Source organism: Pseudomonas sp. ACN8 (assembly GCF_002303925.1).
Taxonomy (GTDB): Bacteria; Pseudomonadota; Gammaproteobacteria; order Pseudomonadales; family Pseudomonadaceae; genus Aquipseudomonas.
Window position 1 is genome coordinate 16,577 of sequence record NZ_MRCS01000049.1, and the last position, 14,486, is coordinate 31,062.

Annotated in this window: 16 protein-coding genes, 1 other RNA gene and 1 pseudogene; 11 read left to right on the forward strand and 7 right to left on the reverse strand. The window is 60.6% G+C overall.

The features are described 5' to 3' along the window. Nucleotides 1-36 precede the first annotated feature (36 nt). From ubiD to BSF44_RS23600, 3 genes are all read left to right on the forward strand, one after another. The gene (gene ubiD / locus BSF44_RS23590) at nt 37-1,503 is read left to right on the forward strand and encodes a 4-hydroxy-3-polyprenylbenzoate decarboxylase (protein ID WP_008048693.1); all 1,467 of its coding nucleotides are present in this window, start codon (nt 37-39) and stop codon (nt 1,501-1,503) included. Beyond that, nucleotides 1,503-2,471, forward strand: coding sequence for a CDP-6-deoxy-delta-3,4-glucoseen reductase (locus BSF44_RS23595; protein ID WP_095945545.1), 969 nt, complete (start codon nt 1,503-1,505; stop codon nt 2,469-2,471). The genes ubiD and BSF44_RS23595 overlap by 1 nt, the downstream gene beginning before the upstream one ends. 310 nt (nt 2,472-2,781) lie before the next feature. After that, the gene (locus BSF44_RS23600; protein WP_053163718.1) at nt 2,782-3,450 is read left to right on the forward strand and encodes a gamma-glutamylcyclotransferase; all 669 of its coding nucleotides are present in this window, start codon (nt 2,782-2,784) and stop codon (nt 3,448-3,450) included. Here the strand turns inward: BSF44_RS23600 and glpT are convergent. Continuing rightward, complete coding sequence (gene glpT, locus BSF44_RS23605) at nt 3,426-4,775, reverse strand: glycerol-3-phosphate transporter (protein WP_095945546.1); 1,350 nt, start codon at nt 4,773-4,775, stop codon at nt 3,426-3,428. The genes BSF44_RS23600 and glpT overlap by 25 nt on opposite strands. 326 nt (nt 4,776-5,101) lie before the next feature. Here glpT and BSF44_RS23610 point away from each other — a divergent pair, with 326 nt between their 5' ends. Then, complete coding sequence (locus tag BSF44_RS23610; protein ID WP_095945547.1) at nt 5,102-5,716, forward strand: energy transducer TonB; 615 nt, start codon at nt 5,102-5,104, stop codon at nt 5,714-5,716. 47 nt (nt 5,717-5,763) lie between these two features. On the opposite strand, the gene BSF44_RS23615 is transcribed toward BSF44_RS23610, so the two are convergent. Then, nucleotides 5,764-6,741, reverse strand: a complete 978-nt coding sequence (locus BSF44_RS23615; protein WP_086792362.1) for an NADPH:quinone oxidoreductase family protein — start codon at nt 6,739-6,741, stop codon at nt 5,764-5,766. Between the two features lie 150 nt (nt 6,742-6,891). Here BSF44_RS23615 and BSF44_RS23620 point away from each other — a divergent pair, with 150 nt between their 5' ends. Next, nucleotides 6,892-7,299, forward strand: a complete 408-nt coding sequence (locus BSF44_RS23620) for a flagellar basal body-associated protein FliL (protein WP_095945548.1) — start codon at nt 6,892-6,894, stop codon at nt 7,297-7,299. Nucleotides 7,300-7,441: 142 nt separating this feature from the next. Here BSF44_RS23620 and BSF44_RS23625 read toward each other — a convergent pair whose 3' ends face one another. After that, nucleotides 7,442-7,894, reverse strand: coding sequence for an EVE domain-containing protein (locus tag BSF44_RS23625; protein WP_095945549.1), 453 nt, complete (start codon nt 7,892-7,894; stop codon nt 7,442-7,444). Nucleotides 7,895-8,089: 195 nt separating this feature from the next. On the opposite strand from BSF44_RS23625, the gene BSF44_RS30415 reads away from it, so the two are divergent. Continuing rightward, complete coding sequence (locus tag BSF44_RS30415) at nt 8,090-8,245, forward strand: hypothetical protein (RefSeq protein ID WP_007982896.1); 156 nt, start codon at nt 8,090-8,092, stop codon at nt 8,243-8,245. 35 nt (nt 8,246-8,280) lie between these two features. Here the strand turns inward: BSF44_RS30415 and BSF44_RS23635 are convergent, their stop codons facing one another. From BSF44_RS23635 to BSF44_RS23650, 4 genes are all read right to left on the reverse strand, one after another. Then, on the reverse strand, nt 8,281-8,886 hold the full coding sequence (locus BSF44_RS23635; protein ID WP_095945550.1) for a 5-formyltetrahydrofolate cyclo-ligase: 606 nt from the start codon (nt 8,884-8,886) through the stop codon (nt 8,281-8,283). A gap of 86 nt (nt 8,887-8,972) precedes the next feature. Next, a non-coding RNA gene (ssrS, locus tag BSF44_RS23640) (6S RNA) lies at nt 8,973-9,151 on the reverse strand. Nucleotides 9,152-9,181: 30 nt separating this feature from the next. Next, nucleotides 9,182-9,499: a cell division protein ZapA gene (locus tag BSF44_RS23645; RefSeq protein ID WP_007982900.1), complete on the reverse strand. Its 318-nt coding sequence runs from the start codon at nt 9,497-9,499 to the stop codon at nt 9,182-9,184. Further along, complete coding sequence (locus tag BSF44_RS23650; RefSeq protein WP_007982902.1) at nt 9,496-9,705, reverse strand: TIGR02449 family protein; 210 nt, start codon at nt 9,703-9,705, stop codon at nt 9,496-9,498. The genes BSF44_RS23645 and BSF44_RS23650 overlap by 4 nt, the downstream gene beginning before the upstream one ends. A 195-nt stretch (nt 9,706-9,900) precedes the next feature. Between BSF44_RS23650 and BSF44_RS23655 the strand changes: the two genes are divergently transcribed. The 5 genes and pseudogenes from BSF44_RS23655 to BSF44_RS23675 all read left to right on the forward strand — a co-directional run bounded on the left by BSF44_RS23655 (nt 9,901) and on the right by BSF44_RS23675 (nt 14,376). Next, the gene (locus BSF44_RS23655) at nt 9,901-10,458 is read left to right on the forward strand and encodes a YecA family protein (RefSeq protein ID WP_095945551.1); all 558 of its coding nucleotides are present in this window, start codon (nt 9,901-9,903) and stop codon (nt 10,456-10,458) included. 27 nt (nt 10,459-10,485) lie between these two features. Next, nucleotides 10,486-11,820 (forward strand): Xaa-Pro aminopeptidase, encoded by a 1,335-nt coding sequence (gene pepP, locus BSF44_RS23660; RefSeq protein WP_095945552.1) that lies wholly within the window; start codon nt 10,486-10,488, stop codon nt 11,818-11,820. Then, nucleotides 11,817-13,004 (forward strand): 2-octaprenyl-6-methoxyphenyl hydroxylase, encoded by a 1,188-nt coding sequence (ubiH, locus tag BSF44_RS23665; protein ID WP_095945553.1) that lies wholly within the window; start codon nt 11,817-11,819, stop codon nt 13,002-13,004. Before pepP ends, ubiH begins: the two co-directional genes overlap by 4 nt. Nucleotides 13,005-13,062: 58 nt before the next feature. Then, a pseudogene (locus tag BSF44_RS30825) lies at nt 13,063-13,149 on the forward strand (tetrameric acyl-CoA thioesterase); the annotation flags it as partial. A gap of 9 nt (nt 13,150-13,158) precedes the next feature. Continuing rightward, nucleotides 13,159-14,376: a 2-octaprenyl-3-methyl-6-methoxy-1,4-benzoquinol hydroxylase gene (locus BSF44_RS23675; RefSeq protein WP_172435392.1), complete on the forward strand. Its 1,218-nt coding sequence runs from the start codon at nt 13,159-13,161 to the stop codon at nt 14,374-14,376. Nucleotides 14,377-14,486 lie beyond the last annotated feature (110 nt).

Sequence of the window (14,486 nt, forward strand, 5' to 3'; positions counted from 1 at the left end):
GTAGGATGTACGCCTATTTTTCGAGTGCCATCATCAATGAAATTCAAGGATCTTCGGGATTTCGTGCAGCAGCTTGAGCAGCGCGGAGAGTTGAAACGCATCCAGATTCCCGTCTCTCCAGTGCTGGAGATGACCGAGGTGTGTGATCGCACGCTGCGTGCCAAAGGCCCGGCGCTGTTGTTCGAAAAGCCGACAGGCTATGACATCCCGGTGCTCGGCAACCTGTTCGGCACCCCTGAGCGGGTCGCCATGGGCATGGGGGCCGAGTCGGTCAGCGAGCTGCGCGAGATCGGCAAGCTGCTGGCGTTCCTCAAGGAACCCGAGCCGCCGAAAGGCCTGAAGGATGCCTGGTCCAAGCTGCCGATCTTCCGCAAGATCATTTCGATGGCGCCCAAAGTCGTCAAGGACGCGGTGTGCCAGGAAGTGGTCATCGAAGGCGACGACGTCGATCTGGCCATGCTGCCGGTGCAGACCTGCTGGCCGGGCGACGTCGGTCCGTTGATCACCTGGGGCCTGACCGTCACCAAAGGCCCGAACAAGGATCGCCAGAACCTCGGCATCTATCGTCAGCAGGTGATTGGCCGTAACAAGGTCATCATGCGCTGGCTGAGCCACCGTGGCGGCGCGCTGGATTACCGCGAGTGGTGCGAAAAGCACCCGGGCCAGCCGTTCCCGGTTTCCGTGGCCCTGGGCGCTGACCCGGCGACCATCCTCGGTGCCGTGACCCCGGTGCCCGACAGCCTTTCCGAATACGCCTTCGCAGGCCTGCTGCGCGGTAACCGCACTGAGCTGGTGAAGTGCCGTGGCAACGATCTGCAAGTGCCGGCCACCGCCGAAATCATCCTCGAGGGCGTGATCCATCCGGGCGAAATGGCCGATGAAGGTCCGTACGGCGATCACACCGGTTACTACAACGAAGTCGACAGCTTCCCGGTATTCACCGTCGAACGCATCACCCACCGGATCAAGCCGATCTACCACAGCACCTACACCGGCCGTCCGCCGGATGAGCCGGCAATCCTCGGCGTGGCATTGAACGAAGTGTTCGTGCCGATCCTGCAGAAGCAGTTCCCGGAGATCACCGACTTCTACCTGCCGCCCGAAGGCTGCTCGTACCGCATGGCCATCGTGACCATGAAGAAGTCGTATCCGGGCCATGCCAAGCGGGTAATGCTGGGTGTCTGGTCGTTTTTGCGACAGTTCATGTACACCAAGTTCGTTATCGTCACCGACGACGATATCAACGCCCGGGACTGGAACGACGTGATCTGGGCCATCACCACGCGCATGGACCCCAAGCGCGACACGGTGATGATCGACAACACGCCGATCGACTACTTGGACTTCGCCTCGCCGGTGTCCGGCCTGGGGTCGAAAATGGGCCTCGATGCCACGCATAAATGGCCGGGCGAAACTACCCGTGAATGGGGGCGGGTCATCGTCAAGGACGATGCCGTGACCCAGCGGATCGATGCCATCTGGAATCAGTTAGGAATAGATTGATGCGTGTAACCTTGCAGCCCTCCGGAGCAGTGCTTGAGACATTGCCCGGCGAGCGGATTCTCGATGGCGCGCGACGTCTGGGCTACGAATGCCCGCAAAGCTGCCGCAACGGCAATTGCCACGTGTGCGCGGCGCTGCTGGTGGAAGGACGGGTCGAGCAGGCCGGCGATGTGCGCGACCATGGCGAGTTCTACACTTGCATAGCGGAGCCGCTGGAAGACTGCATCGTGCTGTGGGATGGCGTGCTCGCGCTGGGAGAACTGCCGGTGCGCAGCGTGTCGTGTCAGGTCATTGAGTGCAAGGAGGTGGGCGGCGACACCTGGCGCGTGCGTCTGCGGGCTCCGGCCGGCAAACCGCCGCGCTACCACGCCGGTCAGTACCTGATGATCGAACGCGAGAACGGCGAAAAATCCGCCTTCTCTCTCGCCTCGGCCCCGCATGCGGGGCGCGACCTGGAAATCCACGTACTGGCGCGCGAATCCAGTGCGTTGAGTCTGATTGAACAGCTGCAGCGCAACAACATGGTGCGGGTCGAATTGCCGTTTGGTGATACCCACCTGGAGGAGTTGCCGGACGGTCCTCTCGTGCTGATCGCCGCGGGTACCGGCATGGGCCAGGTCCATGGCCTGATCGAACATTGCCGGGCCTCGGGTTTCAAGCATCCGGTGCATCTGTATTGGGGCGTGCGTCGTCCTGAAGATTTTTATCAAATCGAGCATTGGGACGAATGGCTGAAGTTGCCCAACCTGTTCCTGCACAAGGTCGTCAGTGATCAATGCGGTTGGGAAGGGCGGTGCGGCATGTTGCATGAAGCGGTCTGTGAAGACTTCCCTGACCTCAAGCCGCTGCACGTATACGCCAGTGGCTCTCCGGCCATGGTCTACGGCACGCTGGATGCGCTGGTGGAAGCGGGGATGGACGCTCACCAGATGCGCGCCGACGTTTTTGCGTATGCCCCCAGATCCTGATATTGCCCCTCCACACTGTAAGAGCGAGCCTGCTCGCGATGGACTCAAGAGCGCCGCGGACAGCCTGACTCCCCGCGTAATCGTTAACGATCATCGCGAGCAAGCTCGCTCCTACAGGTTATAACTCTCTATATAGCCTATCGGTATTTATAATCTTTTATAAATCTCGGTAGGTTATATCTCATTCAGGCATTTAAATAAGTGCGGTGCCATGGCATTCAAATTGCCTTAAAACTTATGTGCCTTATTGTTACAGCTGTGCGTTCTATTAAGTAATTCTTCACCCGCGGGGAGCTGAACGCTATTCGCCATGAGCGCCATTGAATCTGCTTTTTTGAATCTGGCTTACCCTCCGCGGCTCGATCTGGGACCGCAGCTCACTCACGAACAATTGCTCGGCTCGATGCAATCGACCATGGCGCGCCACAAGGGTGGGCCGGTCTGGTTGTTTGCGTATGGTTCGCTGATCTGGCGCCCTGAATGCACGGCGGTTGAGCGGGTTCGCGGCCGAGTGCATGGCTATCATCGCGGGTTGTACCTGTGGTCCCACGAACATCGCGGCACGCCGGAAATGCCCGGCCTGGTGTTTGGCCTGGATCGTGGCGGTTCTTGCAGCGGTTTCGCCTATCGCTTGCCAGAGGAGCAACTCGAAGCCTCGCTCTATGCACTTTGGCAGCGCGAGATGCCTTTCCCGTCCTACCGCCCGCACTGGCTCAACTGCCGTCTCGAAGATGGCAGCCAGGTACAGGCATTGGGTTTTGTGCTGGAGCGACACCTGCCCAGCTATGCTGGCAACTTGCCGGACCATGTGCTGAGCCATGTGTTCGAAAACGCCTGCGGGCGCTACGGCACCACTCGCGATTATGTCGAGCAGACCGCGCACGCCCTGCGCAGCCACGCCATGCCAGACCGGAATCTGGAGGCGCGGCTCAAGCGCTGTAAATCAAAGGCCGATCAAGCGAGTGCTTCGCGGCCCTGACTGGCGATTTGTTTGTGCCGTAGTGTCGGGGCCAGGAAGGCCATCGCCAACAGGCAGGCGCCGACCAGCAGCACGAAGCCGCCGTCCCAACCGAAATGGTCCACGGTGTAGCCCATTGCTGCACTGGCCGCGACCGAACCGCCCAAGTAACCGAACAGACCGGTAAAGCCCGCCGCCGTACCGGCCGCTTTCTTCGGTGCCAGTTCCAGTGCCTGCAGGCCGATCAGCATTACCGGGCCGTAGATCAGGAAGCCAATGGAAAGCAGCGCGATCATGTCGACCATCGGATTGCCGGCCGGGTTGAGCCAGTAAACCAGCGTCGCGACCGTCACCAATGCCATGAACACCATGCCGGTCAGGCCACGGTTGCCACGGAAGATCTTGTCCGACATCCAGCCGCACAGCAGCGTGCCCGGAATACCTGCCCACTCGTAGAAGAAGTAAGCCCACGAGGTTTTATCCACCGTGAAACCCTTGGCTTCCTTGAGGTAGGTCGGCGCCCAGTCCAGTACGCCGTAGCGCAGCAGATAGACAAAGACGTTGGCCAGGGCGATGTACCAGAGCATTTTGTTGCGCAGCACGTATTTGACGAAGATTTCCTTGGCGCTGAATTCCTCTTCGTGGCTGGCGTCGTAGCCTTCCGGGTAATCGTTCTTGTATTGCTCGATCGGCGGCAGGCCAACCGATTGAGGGGTGTCGCGCATGGTCATGAAGGCAAACACCGCTACCGCCAGCGCCACGGCTGCCGGCACGTAGAACGCGGCATGCCAGTCATTGAACAGGCCCATGCCGATCAGGAACAGCGGGCCGATCAGGCCGCCGCCGACGTTGTGCGCCACGTTCCACACGGACACCACGCCGCCACGTTCCTTCTGCGACCACCAGTGCACCATGGTCCGGCCACTCGGCGGCCAACCCATGCCCTGCGCCCAGCCGTTGATGAACAGCAGAATGAACATCATGGTCACGCTGGACGTCGCCCACGGCGCGAAACCGAAAACGAACATCACCCCGGCCGACACTAACAGGCCGAACGGCAGGAAGAAGCGCGGGTTGGAGCGGTCGGACACCAGGCCCATCAGGAACTTCGACAGGCCGTAGGCAATCGCAATGGCGGACATCGCCAGACCCAGCTGACCACGGGAGTAGCCCTCGTCGATCAGGTACGGCATGGCCAGGGAGAAGTTCTTGCGCAGCAGGTAGTAACCGGCATAGCCAATGAAAATGCCGGCGAAAATCTGCCAGCGCAGGCGTCGGTAGGTGCTGTCTATTTTTTCTTCAGGCAATGGAGCCTGATGTGCGGCAGGACGAAAGAAAGCAAACATTCAAGAGCTCCAGATTTCTTGTTTTGACTGCGGATACGAATGTTACAGTTTCGTTACCGAAAATAGCACCGGTTCTCATCGGCAAAACAGCGGAAATGTTGGATATCGCGCGTTCCTTTATGAACATGTCGCTCAGATGTAAGTGAGGGGCGTTGTAGGAAGCGTTACCTGTTTAGTTAGCGGGCGCTTGATGTACCTGAATTAGGGCGGGTCTTTAGGAAACGTCCTTCGTTTAAAGCGGAAGTCATGGCGTTATGCCGAATGCCCCGGCGCTTTAACCTTTTTGCTGTTGCCAGGTCTGGCGTTGCAGGCGAAGGGAGAGGGACATGCGGTGGTGGGTATGCGTGCTGTTGTTGGTGTCGTCCATGGATGTCAGGGCCGGGGAGGTGTTCCTGATACCCGAGAATAATCCGAAGCCGGTCTATCCGGTGGCGCTGCATCGGGCGGGTGTCACCGGCATGGTGCGTGTCAGTATGACGGTGAATGCCGATGGATCAGTCAGTAATGCCGTTATTGTGCAAAGTGCACATCCCGAACTCGAAGAGGCGTCATTGGCCGCAGTCAACCAATGGCGATTCAAGCCGTGGACAATTACCGAGGATCAGCCTGCGCAAATCATCGTGGTCGCACCCATGGAATACAGGCTGGACAGAGAACATCCCTTCCACGTCAACAAGGAATTGGAGCGGCTGAAATGCAGTGCTGTCGCACGGGCATCGCTGAACATCGCCACTTCCTCATGGGTGGACCTGCCGGTTTTCAGCTGGACCCGTAGTTACCTGACTCACTCGCTTTCACCGACGCAATTGCCGGAAGAGAAACGTCTGGCTCTGATTGCCAAGCTCAACGCCAGCGTGCGTTCGATTGTGCAGCGGTGTAACGCACATCCGGCGAGTCGGTATGTGCGGTTTTTGCCGGAGGAGATTCGGGTGTTGCTTTGACGGCAAAAAGAGCGCGGCTAAATGGCCGCGCTTTTTTACAGAGAGATTCAGCGAACCTGCACCACCACTTTCCCGACCGCTTTACGCTGGCCAAGGTCATTGATCGCCTGCGCCGCATTGCTCAGCGGATACACCTGGGACACCAGCGGCTTGAGCTTGCCTTCGGCAAACCAGCCAAACAGTTGCTGGAAGTTCGCCGCGTTGTCCTGCGGTTGGCGTTGGGCGAACGAACCCCAGAACACGCCGAGCACTGCCGCGCCTTTGAGCAGAGCCAGGTTGACCGGCAATTCGGGAATGCGCCCGCTGGCGAAGCCGACCACCAGCAGTCGGCCGTTCCAGGCGATGGCGCGGATGGCCTGGTCGAACAGGTCGCCGCCGACCGGGTCGTAGATCACGTCGGCGCCCTGGCCGTCGGTCAGGCGCTTGATTTCGTCCTTCAGGCTGGTTTCGCTGTAGTTGATCAGTTCGTCGGCGCCGGCGGCCTTGGCCACGGCGAGTTTCTCTGCGCTGCTGGCTGCGGCGATCACCCTGGCGCCCATGGCTTTGCCGATCTCTACTGCCGCGAGGCCGACGCCACCAGAAGCACCGAGCACCAGCAGGGTTTCACCCGGTTGCAGGTTGCCGCGTTGCTTGAGCGCGTGCATCGAGGTGCCATAAGTCATGCTGAAGGCAGCGGCGGTGTTGAAGTCCATCGATGGCGGGATCGGCAGCACGTTGTAGCCCGGCACGGCGACCTGCTCGGCAAAGCTGCCCCAGCCGGTCAGGGCCATGACCCGGTCACCGACTTTCAAGTGACTGACTTTTTCACCCACTGCGCTGACCACGCCGGCCGCTTCACCACCCGGTGAAAACGGGAAGGGCGGCTTGAACTGGTATTTGCCCTCGATGATCAACGTGTCGGGGAAGTTGACCCCGGCGGCGTGCACCTCCAGCAGGATTTCATTTTTCTTCGCGACAGGACTGGCGACGTCTTCCAGCACCAGCGATTCGGCAGGGCCGAAGGCTTTGCACAGCACGGCTTTCATCAGGGCTATTCCTTTGGGAGTGATGGCCGATAAGTGTAGGTGTGTGGGTCGACGGGTCAACGAGCATGCCCGGCCCTGATAGTCAGCCATAAGCTTGTGCTTGCGCGGCGGGTCGTTATGCTAGGCCGCAAACCGGATAAGGAGCGAATTTTGAAAGCGTGGATCATGTTGATGCTGGCCCTGTTTCTGCCTGTGGCAGCGGTGGCCGAAGAAGCCAAAGAAGATGCTGCTCCGAAGGTCAGCTACATCACCCTGAGCCCGCCGTTCGTGGGTAACTACGGGTTGGACGGCACGCAGAAACTGAAGGTCTACAAGGCTGATGTGGCGTTGCGGGTGACCGGTGACGAGGCCGCCAAAGCGGTGAAGGCCAATGAGCCGTTGATCCGCAATCAATTGGTCGCGCTGTTCGCCCAGCAGACCACCGAAACGATGAACAACGTCGAGGCCAAGGAGAAACTGCGTCAGGAAGCGCTGAAGCAGGCCCAGCAGGTGATGAACGATGAAACCGGCAAACCGGTGGTTGAGGATCTGTTGTTCAACAACCTGATCATTCAGTAAGGTTTTCGCTGCTCCTGCCGGCCTCATCGCGAGCAGGCTCGCTCCCACAGGGTTCTGTGGTGGATATGTGATTGTGCTTCAACACAAATCCACTGTGGGAGCGAGCCTGCTCGCGATGAGGCCAGTCCAGGCGATAAATGACTCAAGGCTTTAAAGCAATCACCATCGCCCACTGCTCGGGGGTTACGGGCATCACCGATAACCGCGAGCCTTTCTGCACCAGCGGCAACTCAGCCAGCGCTGTCTGCTGCTTCAGATAATCCAGTTTCAGCACCCGGGCAAAGGTCTCGACATGCGCGACATCAATCGCGCTCCAGGCGTTTTTGTCCGCAGTTGCCTTGGGGTCGTAGTAATGACTTTCCGGCTCCAGCGCCGTCGGGTCCGGATACGCGGCTTCGACAATCCTGCCGATTCCGGCGATGCCCGGCTCAGGGCAGCTGGAATGATAGAAAAAGAACTCATCCCCCACCGCCATGGCCCGCAGGAAATTGCGTGCCTGATAGTTGCGAACCCCGTCCCAGCGCGCTTTGCCGAGCTTTTCCAGCCCTTTGATCGAGAGTTCGTCGGGCTCGGATTTCATCAGCCAATAGGCCATGTCTTTTGCTCCTTGCGTGGTGATTGAGCAGCTTGTCGGCGATTTTATGACAAACCGACAGTCGGTTGGCGTCAGCATTTGCGCAGCGGTTCACGTTGTCGCAAAATGCCGGCCTTTAAAGCTTGACGCTGCTGCACGGCCTACAAACGGAAACCGCTGCTGTCATCGTGTTGATGTGCCTTTGGGGGGCAATCGATGAAACGCAAACCGGATTTACTATGGATTTTGGTCATTTTGTTTGGCCTTGGCGTCGTGACCACTGGCTATGCCCAAAGCCTGTGGGCCAACAAGACCGATGCACCGGTCGAGCTCGCCCAATTGCAGCAACAGTCGACAGCCTTCAAGCGCTGATCCTGTTGCCTCGGCGCCGCTGATCGAAGTGGCGCCTAGCCTGCGTAATACCAGGCCTTGTCCGTCACCGTTCCTTGCAGCGGCACATCCCAGCTCGCCTGAGCCAATCGCGCCACCTTCTGACATTCATGGGCCAGCCCCAGCAGCGTCGGCTTGCGCCAGTCGTTTCGTCGCGCCAGGTAGGCCAGGCTCCGGTCGTAGAAGCCACCGCCCATCCCCAGGCGTCCGCCGACATCGTCAAAACCCACCAATGGCAACAGCACCAGATCCAGTGCCCAGATTTTGCGCTGCCGGGCGAGGTTGGCCCGAGGTTCGAGAATGCGGAAGCGGTTGGGTTTGAGTTTTTCCCCGGGACGGATGCGCTGGAACACCATTTTGGTTCGTGGCCAGGCGCTCAGCACCGGTAGATAGGTGGCTTTGCCCCGGCGTTGCGCGGCGCGCAGCAACAGGCGCGGATCAATTTCACCGTCGGTGGGCAGGTAGAGCGAGATGTGTTTGGCGCGGCGGAACAGCGGTTGCTGGGCCAATTGCTTGTACAGCCCGCGAGCGGCCTGGCGCTGCTGACTGGGAGTCAGTGCGCGGCGGGCCTTGCGCAGCATGCGTCGAAGTTGCGGGCGGGGGAGCAGCGCAGGTTCGGTCATGTATTCGGGCTTCAACAGTGCGGATACGTGAAGCGTACCCGTAAAAACGCCAATGCCGGTATCAGAACCGGCATTGGACTGAAATCAGGCTCCCCGAATGTGCCGCTGTCGACTTAGCCCTTGAACCCGAAAGTTCAAGGTGGAAGATGCAGTAGGCTTTAAGGCTTTCCGTCTAGCGGACATGCACACCAGCCCAACGTGCAACCTCCAGGGTATAGCAAATCGGCTCAGGGACATCGCCAACTGGCAAGCACCCCAGGGAGTGAGGGGATTATACCGCAAGCGGCGGCGCGAATCAGCCTTTGGTGACGTCCGGATCGGTGGCGAGTGCCAGATCGACGCGATCGAGCAGGTCACGCACCTGTTCGCGGGTCGAACCGCTGGCCTGGATATCCGGGCGTTCTTCCTTGTGCAGCAGGTCATGGGTGATGTTCAGCGCGGCCATCACGGCGATACGGTCGGCACCGATGACTTTTCCGCTGCTGCGGATCTCGCGCATCTTGCCGTCCAGATAACGGGCGGCGCTGACCAGATTGCTGCGCTCTTCCTGAGGGCAGATGATCGAATACTCTTTGTCGAGGATCTGCACGGTGACGCTATTGCTTGAACTCATGAGTCTTGCTCCAGGGCCTTGAGGCGCGAAATCATCGATTCGACCTTACGCCGGGCGATTTCGTTTTTTTCAATGAGGTGCGCGCGTTCCTCGCGCCAGGTCTTTTCCTGAGCTAGTAAGAGTCCGTTTTGACTCTTAAGTTGCTCGACTCGTGTAATCAGCAGCTCGAGTCTGGCCATCAGCGCTTGCAGGTCGGTGTCTTCCATTGTCTTCACTGTCTGATGGGTGTTGGACTTGTAGGAGCGAGCTTGCTCGCGATGAACCTGGGAGCACCGCGGGGCGTCAGGTACCCAGCGTTATCGTTGGCGACCATCGCGAGCAAGCTCGCTCCTACAGGGGTAGTCGATGTAGGATACAAGGCCTTCATTCTAGACATAGCGCCGTCTGGCGCCTAGCTGCCCATGACCATTCAGAATTCCCCGTACCAAGCCTTCGCCACCCTGCTGACTTCCAGCGGTCACAACGTCTCGCCTGCCGAACTGCACGGCCTGTTGCTCGGCCGCAGCTGCGCCGGCGCCGGTTTCGACGCCGAAGGCTGGTTGATCGACGCCGCCGAACTGCTCGAAAGCGAGCCTCAGGACAACGTTCGCAACGCCCTGATCGGCCTGCAAGAGATGGTAAAAGGCGAGCTCACCGGCGATGACGTGACCGTCGTTCTGCTGCTGCCGACCGACGATGCGCCGTTAGCCGACCGTGCCGCCGCACTGGGCCAGTGGTGCCAGGGTTTCCTCAGCGGCTTCGGCCTGAACTGCCGTGACAGCAGCGCCCTGAGCACCGAGGCCACCGAGGTGCTGCAGGATCTGGCGGCCATTTCCCAGGTGCAAGATGCCCTGGAAGAGTCCGACGACGGTGAAAACGACTATATGGAAGTCATGGAGTACCTGCGCGTCGCACCGCTGCTGCTGTTCTCCGAGACCAAAAAAGACGTGCCGGCCGCCGCCAAACCGTCTTTGCATTAATCGTAAGAAAGGGAAAACCATCTGCCCATGATCCATATCCCGAAATCGGAATACAGCCGTCGCCGCAAGGCCCTGATGGCGCAGATGGAACCCAACAGCATCGCCATCCTGCCCGCTGCCGCGGTGGCCATTCGTAACCGCGATGTCGAGCACGTCTACCGCCAGGACAGCGACTTCCAGTACCTCAGCGGTTTTCCCGAGCCCCAGGCCGTACTGGTGCTGATGCCGGGGCGCGTGCATGGCGAATACATCCTGTTCTGCCGCGAACGTAACGCCGAGCGCGAGCTGTGGGATGGCCTGCGTGCCGGGCAAGAGGGCGCTATTCGCGACTTCGGCGCCGATGACGCCTTTCCGATCACTGATATCGACGACATCCTGCCGGGCCTGATCGAAGGCCGTGACCGGGTGTATTCGGCCATGGGCAGCAACCCCGAATTCGACCGCCACCTGATGGAGTGGATCAACGTGATCCGCTCCAAGGCCAACCTCGGTGCCCAGCCGCCGAACGAATTCGTTGCCCTGGATCATCTGCTGCACGACATGCGCCTGTATAAATCGGCGGCAGAAGTGAAAGTGATGCGCGAAGCGGCGCGGATTTCCGCCCAGGCGCATGTACGGGCCATGCAGGCCTGTCGCGCCGGGTTGCACGAATTCAGCCTGGAAGCCGAGCTCGATTACGAATTCCGCAAGGGCGGGGCGAAGATGCCGGCCTACGGGTCGATCGTCGCGGCGGGGCGCAACAGCTGCATCCTGCATTACCAGCAGAATGACGCGGTGCTCAAGGAGGGTGATCTGGTGCTGATCGACGCCGGATGCGAGATCGACTGCTACGCCAGCGACATCACCCGAACCTTTCCGGTCAGCGGCAAGTATTCAGCGGAACAGAAAGCGATTTACGAATTGGTGCTGGCCTCCCAGGAAGCCGCCTTTGCCGAAATCGCCCCGAACAAGCACTGGAACCAGGCGCACGAGGCCACGGTTCGGGTCATCACCGCCGGGCTGGTCAAGCTGGGGTTGCTGCGGGGCGACGTTGACGAACTGATCGCCAGCGAAGCCTACAAGGCATTTTACATGCACCGCGCCGGCCATTGGCTGGGCATGGATGTGCATGACGTCGGCGAATACAAGGTCGGCGGTGAGTGGCGCGTGCTGGAAGTCGGCATGGCGCTGACTGTGGAGCCGGGGATCTATATTGCCCCGGACAACCAGAATGTTGCGAAGAAATGGCGCGGCATTGGCGTGCGCATCGAGGACGACGTAGTGGTCACCAAAACCGACTGTGAAATATTGACGAGCGGCGTGCCGAAAACTGTCGCCGAGATCGAGGCCCTGATGGCCGCCGCGCGGACACAGGCAGCATGAGTCGCGTCAACCTGGCAATTATCGGTGGCGGGCTGGTCGGTGCAAGCCTGGCACTGGCGCTTCAGGCCGGGGCCAAGGCCCGGGGCTGGAAGATCGTGTTGATCGAGCCGTTCGCCCCTGGCGACAGCTATCAACCGAGTTACGATGCCCGTTCCTCGGCGTTGTCCTTCGGCTCGCGGCAAATCTATCAACGGCTGAGCGTCTGGCAAGAAGTCTCGCGCCGCGCCGAGCCGATCAAGCAGATTCATGTTTCCGACCGTGGGCGCTTCTCCACCGCCCGTTTGTCGGCGATGGAAGAGGGTGTTCCAGCGCTGGGTTATGTCGTTGAAAATGCCTGGCTCGGCCAATGCCTGTGGCAAGGCCTGGACAAGGACGTGATCAGTTGGCGTTGCCCGGCGGAAGTCACCCGCATGGAGCCGCTGACCGACGGCTACCGCCTGACCCTCAACGATGAAACCACCCTGGAATGCGACCTTGCGGTGCTCGCCGATGGCGGGCGCTCCGGCTTGCGCGAGCAACTGGGGATCGGCATCCGCAAGCGTCCGTACAACCAGAGCGCGCTGATCGCCAACATCACCCCGAGCGAAGCCCACAACGGCATGGCCTTCGAGCGTTTCACCGACGAAGGCCCGATGGCGCTGCTGCCGCTTCCTGATAATCGCTGCGCACTGGTCTGGACCCGCCTGGGCATGGACGCGCAACGCCTGGCGGCCCTCGATGAGCGCAGCTTCCTCAGCGAGTTGCAGGGTGTGTTCGGTTATCGCCTCGGCACATTGAAGCAGGTCGGTGCGCGGCATCTGTATCCGCTGACACTGGTCGAGGCCGAAGAACAGGTGCGCCCGCATCTGGCCATTCTCGGCAACGCGGCGCACAGCCTGCATCCGATTGCCGGCCAGGGGTTCAACCTGTCCCTGCGCGATGCCCAGGCCCTGGCCGATGCCTTGCTCGCCAGTGAGAAACCTTTGGGCGACTTCGCCACGTTACAGGCCTATCGCGAACGCCAGCGTCTCGATCAGGACCTCACCGTGGGTTTCTCCGATCAGGTTACGCGCCTGTTCGGCAGCACCCAGCCGTTGGTGTCCCTGGGTCGCAACATCGGCTTGCTCGGCCTGGATCTGCTGCCACCGGCCAAACGCTGGTTTGCCCGGCAGGCGATGGGGCTGGGTACGCGACCGGATGCGTGACTGGCTGATCCGCGGACTCGGCAAGGCGCGATTGATAAAAATACCTGCCTGCAGGTTCGACATTCATGACGGCTCCTGCCACTTGGTGGCGTGTGTCGGGAAAACCCTTTACGTGCGGCTCAAGCCGCAAGAGAGACAGGCTTAAAGCATGGAAATGCGCGCAGATCTGCTGATTGTCGGGGCCGGAATGGTCGGCAGCGCCCTGGCGCTGGCGTTGCAGGACAGCGGGCTGGAAGTCCTGCTGCTGGACGGCAGCCCCATGAGCGTCAAACCGTTCAACGCGCAGGCTGCGTTTGAGCCGCGGGTGAGCGCCTTGTCGGCCGCCAGCCAGCGGATTCTCGAGCGCCTTGGCGTGTGGGAAGGCATCGCCGGGCGACGCAGCAGCCCCTATACCGACATGCAGGTCTGGGATGGCAGCGGCACCGGGCAAATCCACTTCTCGGCGGCCAGCGTGCATGCCGAAGTGCTGGGGCATATCGTCGAAAACCGCGTGGTCCAGGATGCCTTGCTCGAGCGCTTGCACGATTGCGACCTGGGGCTGCTGGCCAATGCGCGGCTGGAACAGATGCGCCGCTCCGGCGACGACTGGCTGCTGACCCTGGCCGACGGCCGCACCTTGCGCGCACCGCTGGTGATCGCGGCGGATGGCGCCAACTCGGCGGTGCGACGCCTGGCCGGTGTGGCGACCCGCGAATGGGATTATCTGCACCATGCCATCGTCACCAGTGTGCGTTGTGCCAAGCCGCATCAGATGACGGCCTGGCAACGCTTCACCGATAACGGTCCGTTGGCGTTTCTGCCGCTGGAGCGAGACGGCCAACAAGATTGGTGTTCGATCGTCTGGTCGACCACACCCGGCGAAGCCGAACGTTTGATGGCGATGGATGAACAAGGTTTCTGCAAGGAACTGGAGCGGGCCTTCGAAGGTCGGCTCGGCGAGGTGCTCAGCGCCGACCCGCGCCTGTGTGTGCCTCTGCGCCAGCGGCATGCCAAGCGTTATGTGGCTGAAGGCCTGGCATTGATCGGCGACGCGGCCCACACCATTCACCCGTTGGCCGGGCAGGGGGTGAATCTCGGGTTCCTCGATGCCGCCGTACTGGCAGAAGTGTTGCTGCAAGCGGCAACGCGTGGCGAACGCCTGGCGGATGTGAAAGTCCTTAGCCGTTACGAGCGTCGACGCATGCCCCACAACCTGGCGCTGATGGCCGCAATGGAAGGCTTTGAGCGCTTGTTCCAGGCCGATCCGTTGCCGGTGCGTTGGTTGCGTAATACCGGGTTGAAAATGGTCGAGAAAATGCCGGAAGCCAAGGCGTTGTTCGTGCGCGAAGCGCTGGGGTTGACCGGAGATTTGCCGGCGCTTGCCAAAGCCTGACTTCTATATTGAGGCTGATGGCCTCTTCGCGAGCAGGCTCGCTCCCACCCTGGAATGCATTTCAAATGTGGGAGCGAGCCTGCTCGCGAAGACGGCGGCACATTCGCCCT

Excerpts from the sequence above, each read along its gene's own strand:
- ubiD (WP_008048693.1), top strand. The coding sequence starts at position 37 with ATGAAATTCAAGGATCTTCGGGATTTCGTGCAGCAGCTTGAGCAGCGC.
- BSF44_RS23595 (WP_095945545.1), top strand. The coding sequence starts at position 1,503 with ATGCGTGTAACCTTGCAGCCCTCCGGAGCAGTGCTTGAGACATTGCCC.
- BSF44_RS23600 (WP_053163718.1), top strand. The coding sequence starts at position 2,782 with ATGAGCGCCATTGAATCTGCTTTTTTGAATCTGGCTTACCCTCCGCGG.
- glpT (WP_095945546.1), bottom strand. The coding sequence starts at position 4,775 with ATGTTTGCTTTCTTTCGTCCTGCCGCACATCAGGCTCCATTGCCTGAA.
- BSF44_RS23610 (WP_095945547.1), top strand. The coding sequence starts at position 5,102 with ATGCGGTGGTGGGTATGCGTGCTGTTGTTGGTGTCGTCCATGGATGTC.
- BSF44_RS23615 (WP_086792362.1), bottom strand. The coding sequence starts at position 6,741 with ATGAAAGCCGTGCTGTGCAAAGCCTTCGGCCCTGCCGAATCGCTGGTG.
- BSF44_RS23625 (WP_095945549.1), bottom strand. The coding sequence starts at position 7,894 with ATGGCCTATTGGCTGATGAAATCCGAGCCCGACGAACTCTCGATCAAA.
- BSF44_RS30415 (WP_007982896.1), top strand. The coding sequence starts at position 8,090 with ATGAAACGCAAACCGGATTTACTATGGATTTTGGTCATTTTGTTTGGC.
- BSF44_RS23635 (WP_095945550.1), bottom strand. The coding sequence starts at position 8,886 with ATGACCGAACCTGCGCTGCTCCCCCGCCCGCAACTTCGACGCATGCTG.
- BSF44_RS23645 (WP_007982900.1), bottom strand. The coding sequence starts at position 9,499 with ATGAGTTCAAGCAATAGCGTCACCGTGCAGATCCTCGACAAAGAGTAT.
- BSF44_RS23650 (WP_007982902.1), bottom strand. The coding sequence starts at position 9,705 with ATGGAAGACACCGACCTGCAAGCGCTGATGGCCAGACTCGAGCTGCTG.
- BSF44_RS23655 (WP_095945551.1), top strand. The coding sequence starts at position 9,901 with ATGACCATTCAGAATTCCCCGTACCAAGCCTTCGCCACCCTGCTGACT.
- pepP (WP_095945552.1), top strand. The coding sequence starts at position 10,486 with ATGATCCATATCCCGAAATCGGAATACAGCCGTCGCCGCAAGGCCCTG.
- ubiH (WP_095945553.1), top strand. The coding sequence starts at position 11,817 with ATGAGTCGCGTCAACCTGGCAATTATCGGTGGCGGGCTGGTCGGTGCA.
- BSF44_RS23675 (WP_172435392.1), top strand. The coding sequence starts at position 13,159 with ATGCGCGCAGATCTGCTGATTGTCGGGGCCGGAATGGTCGGCAGCGCC.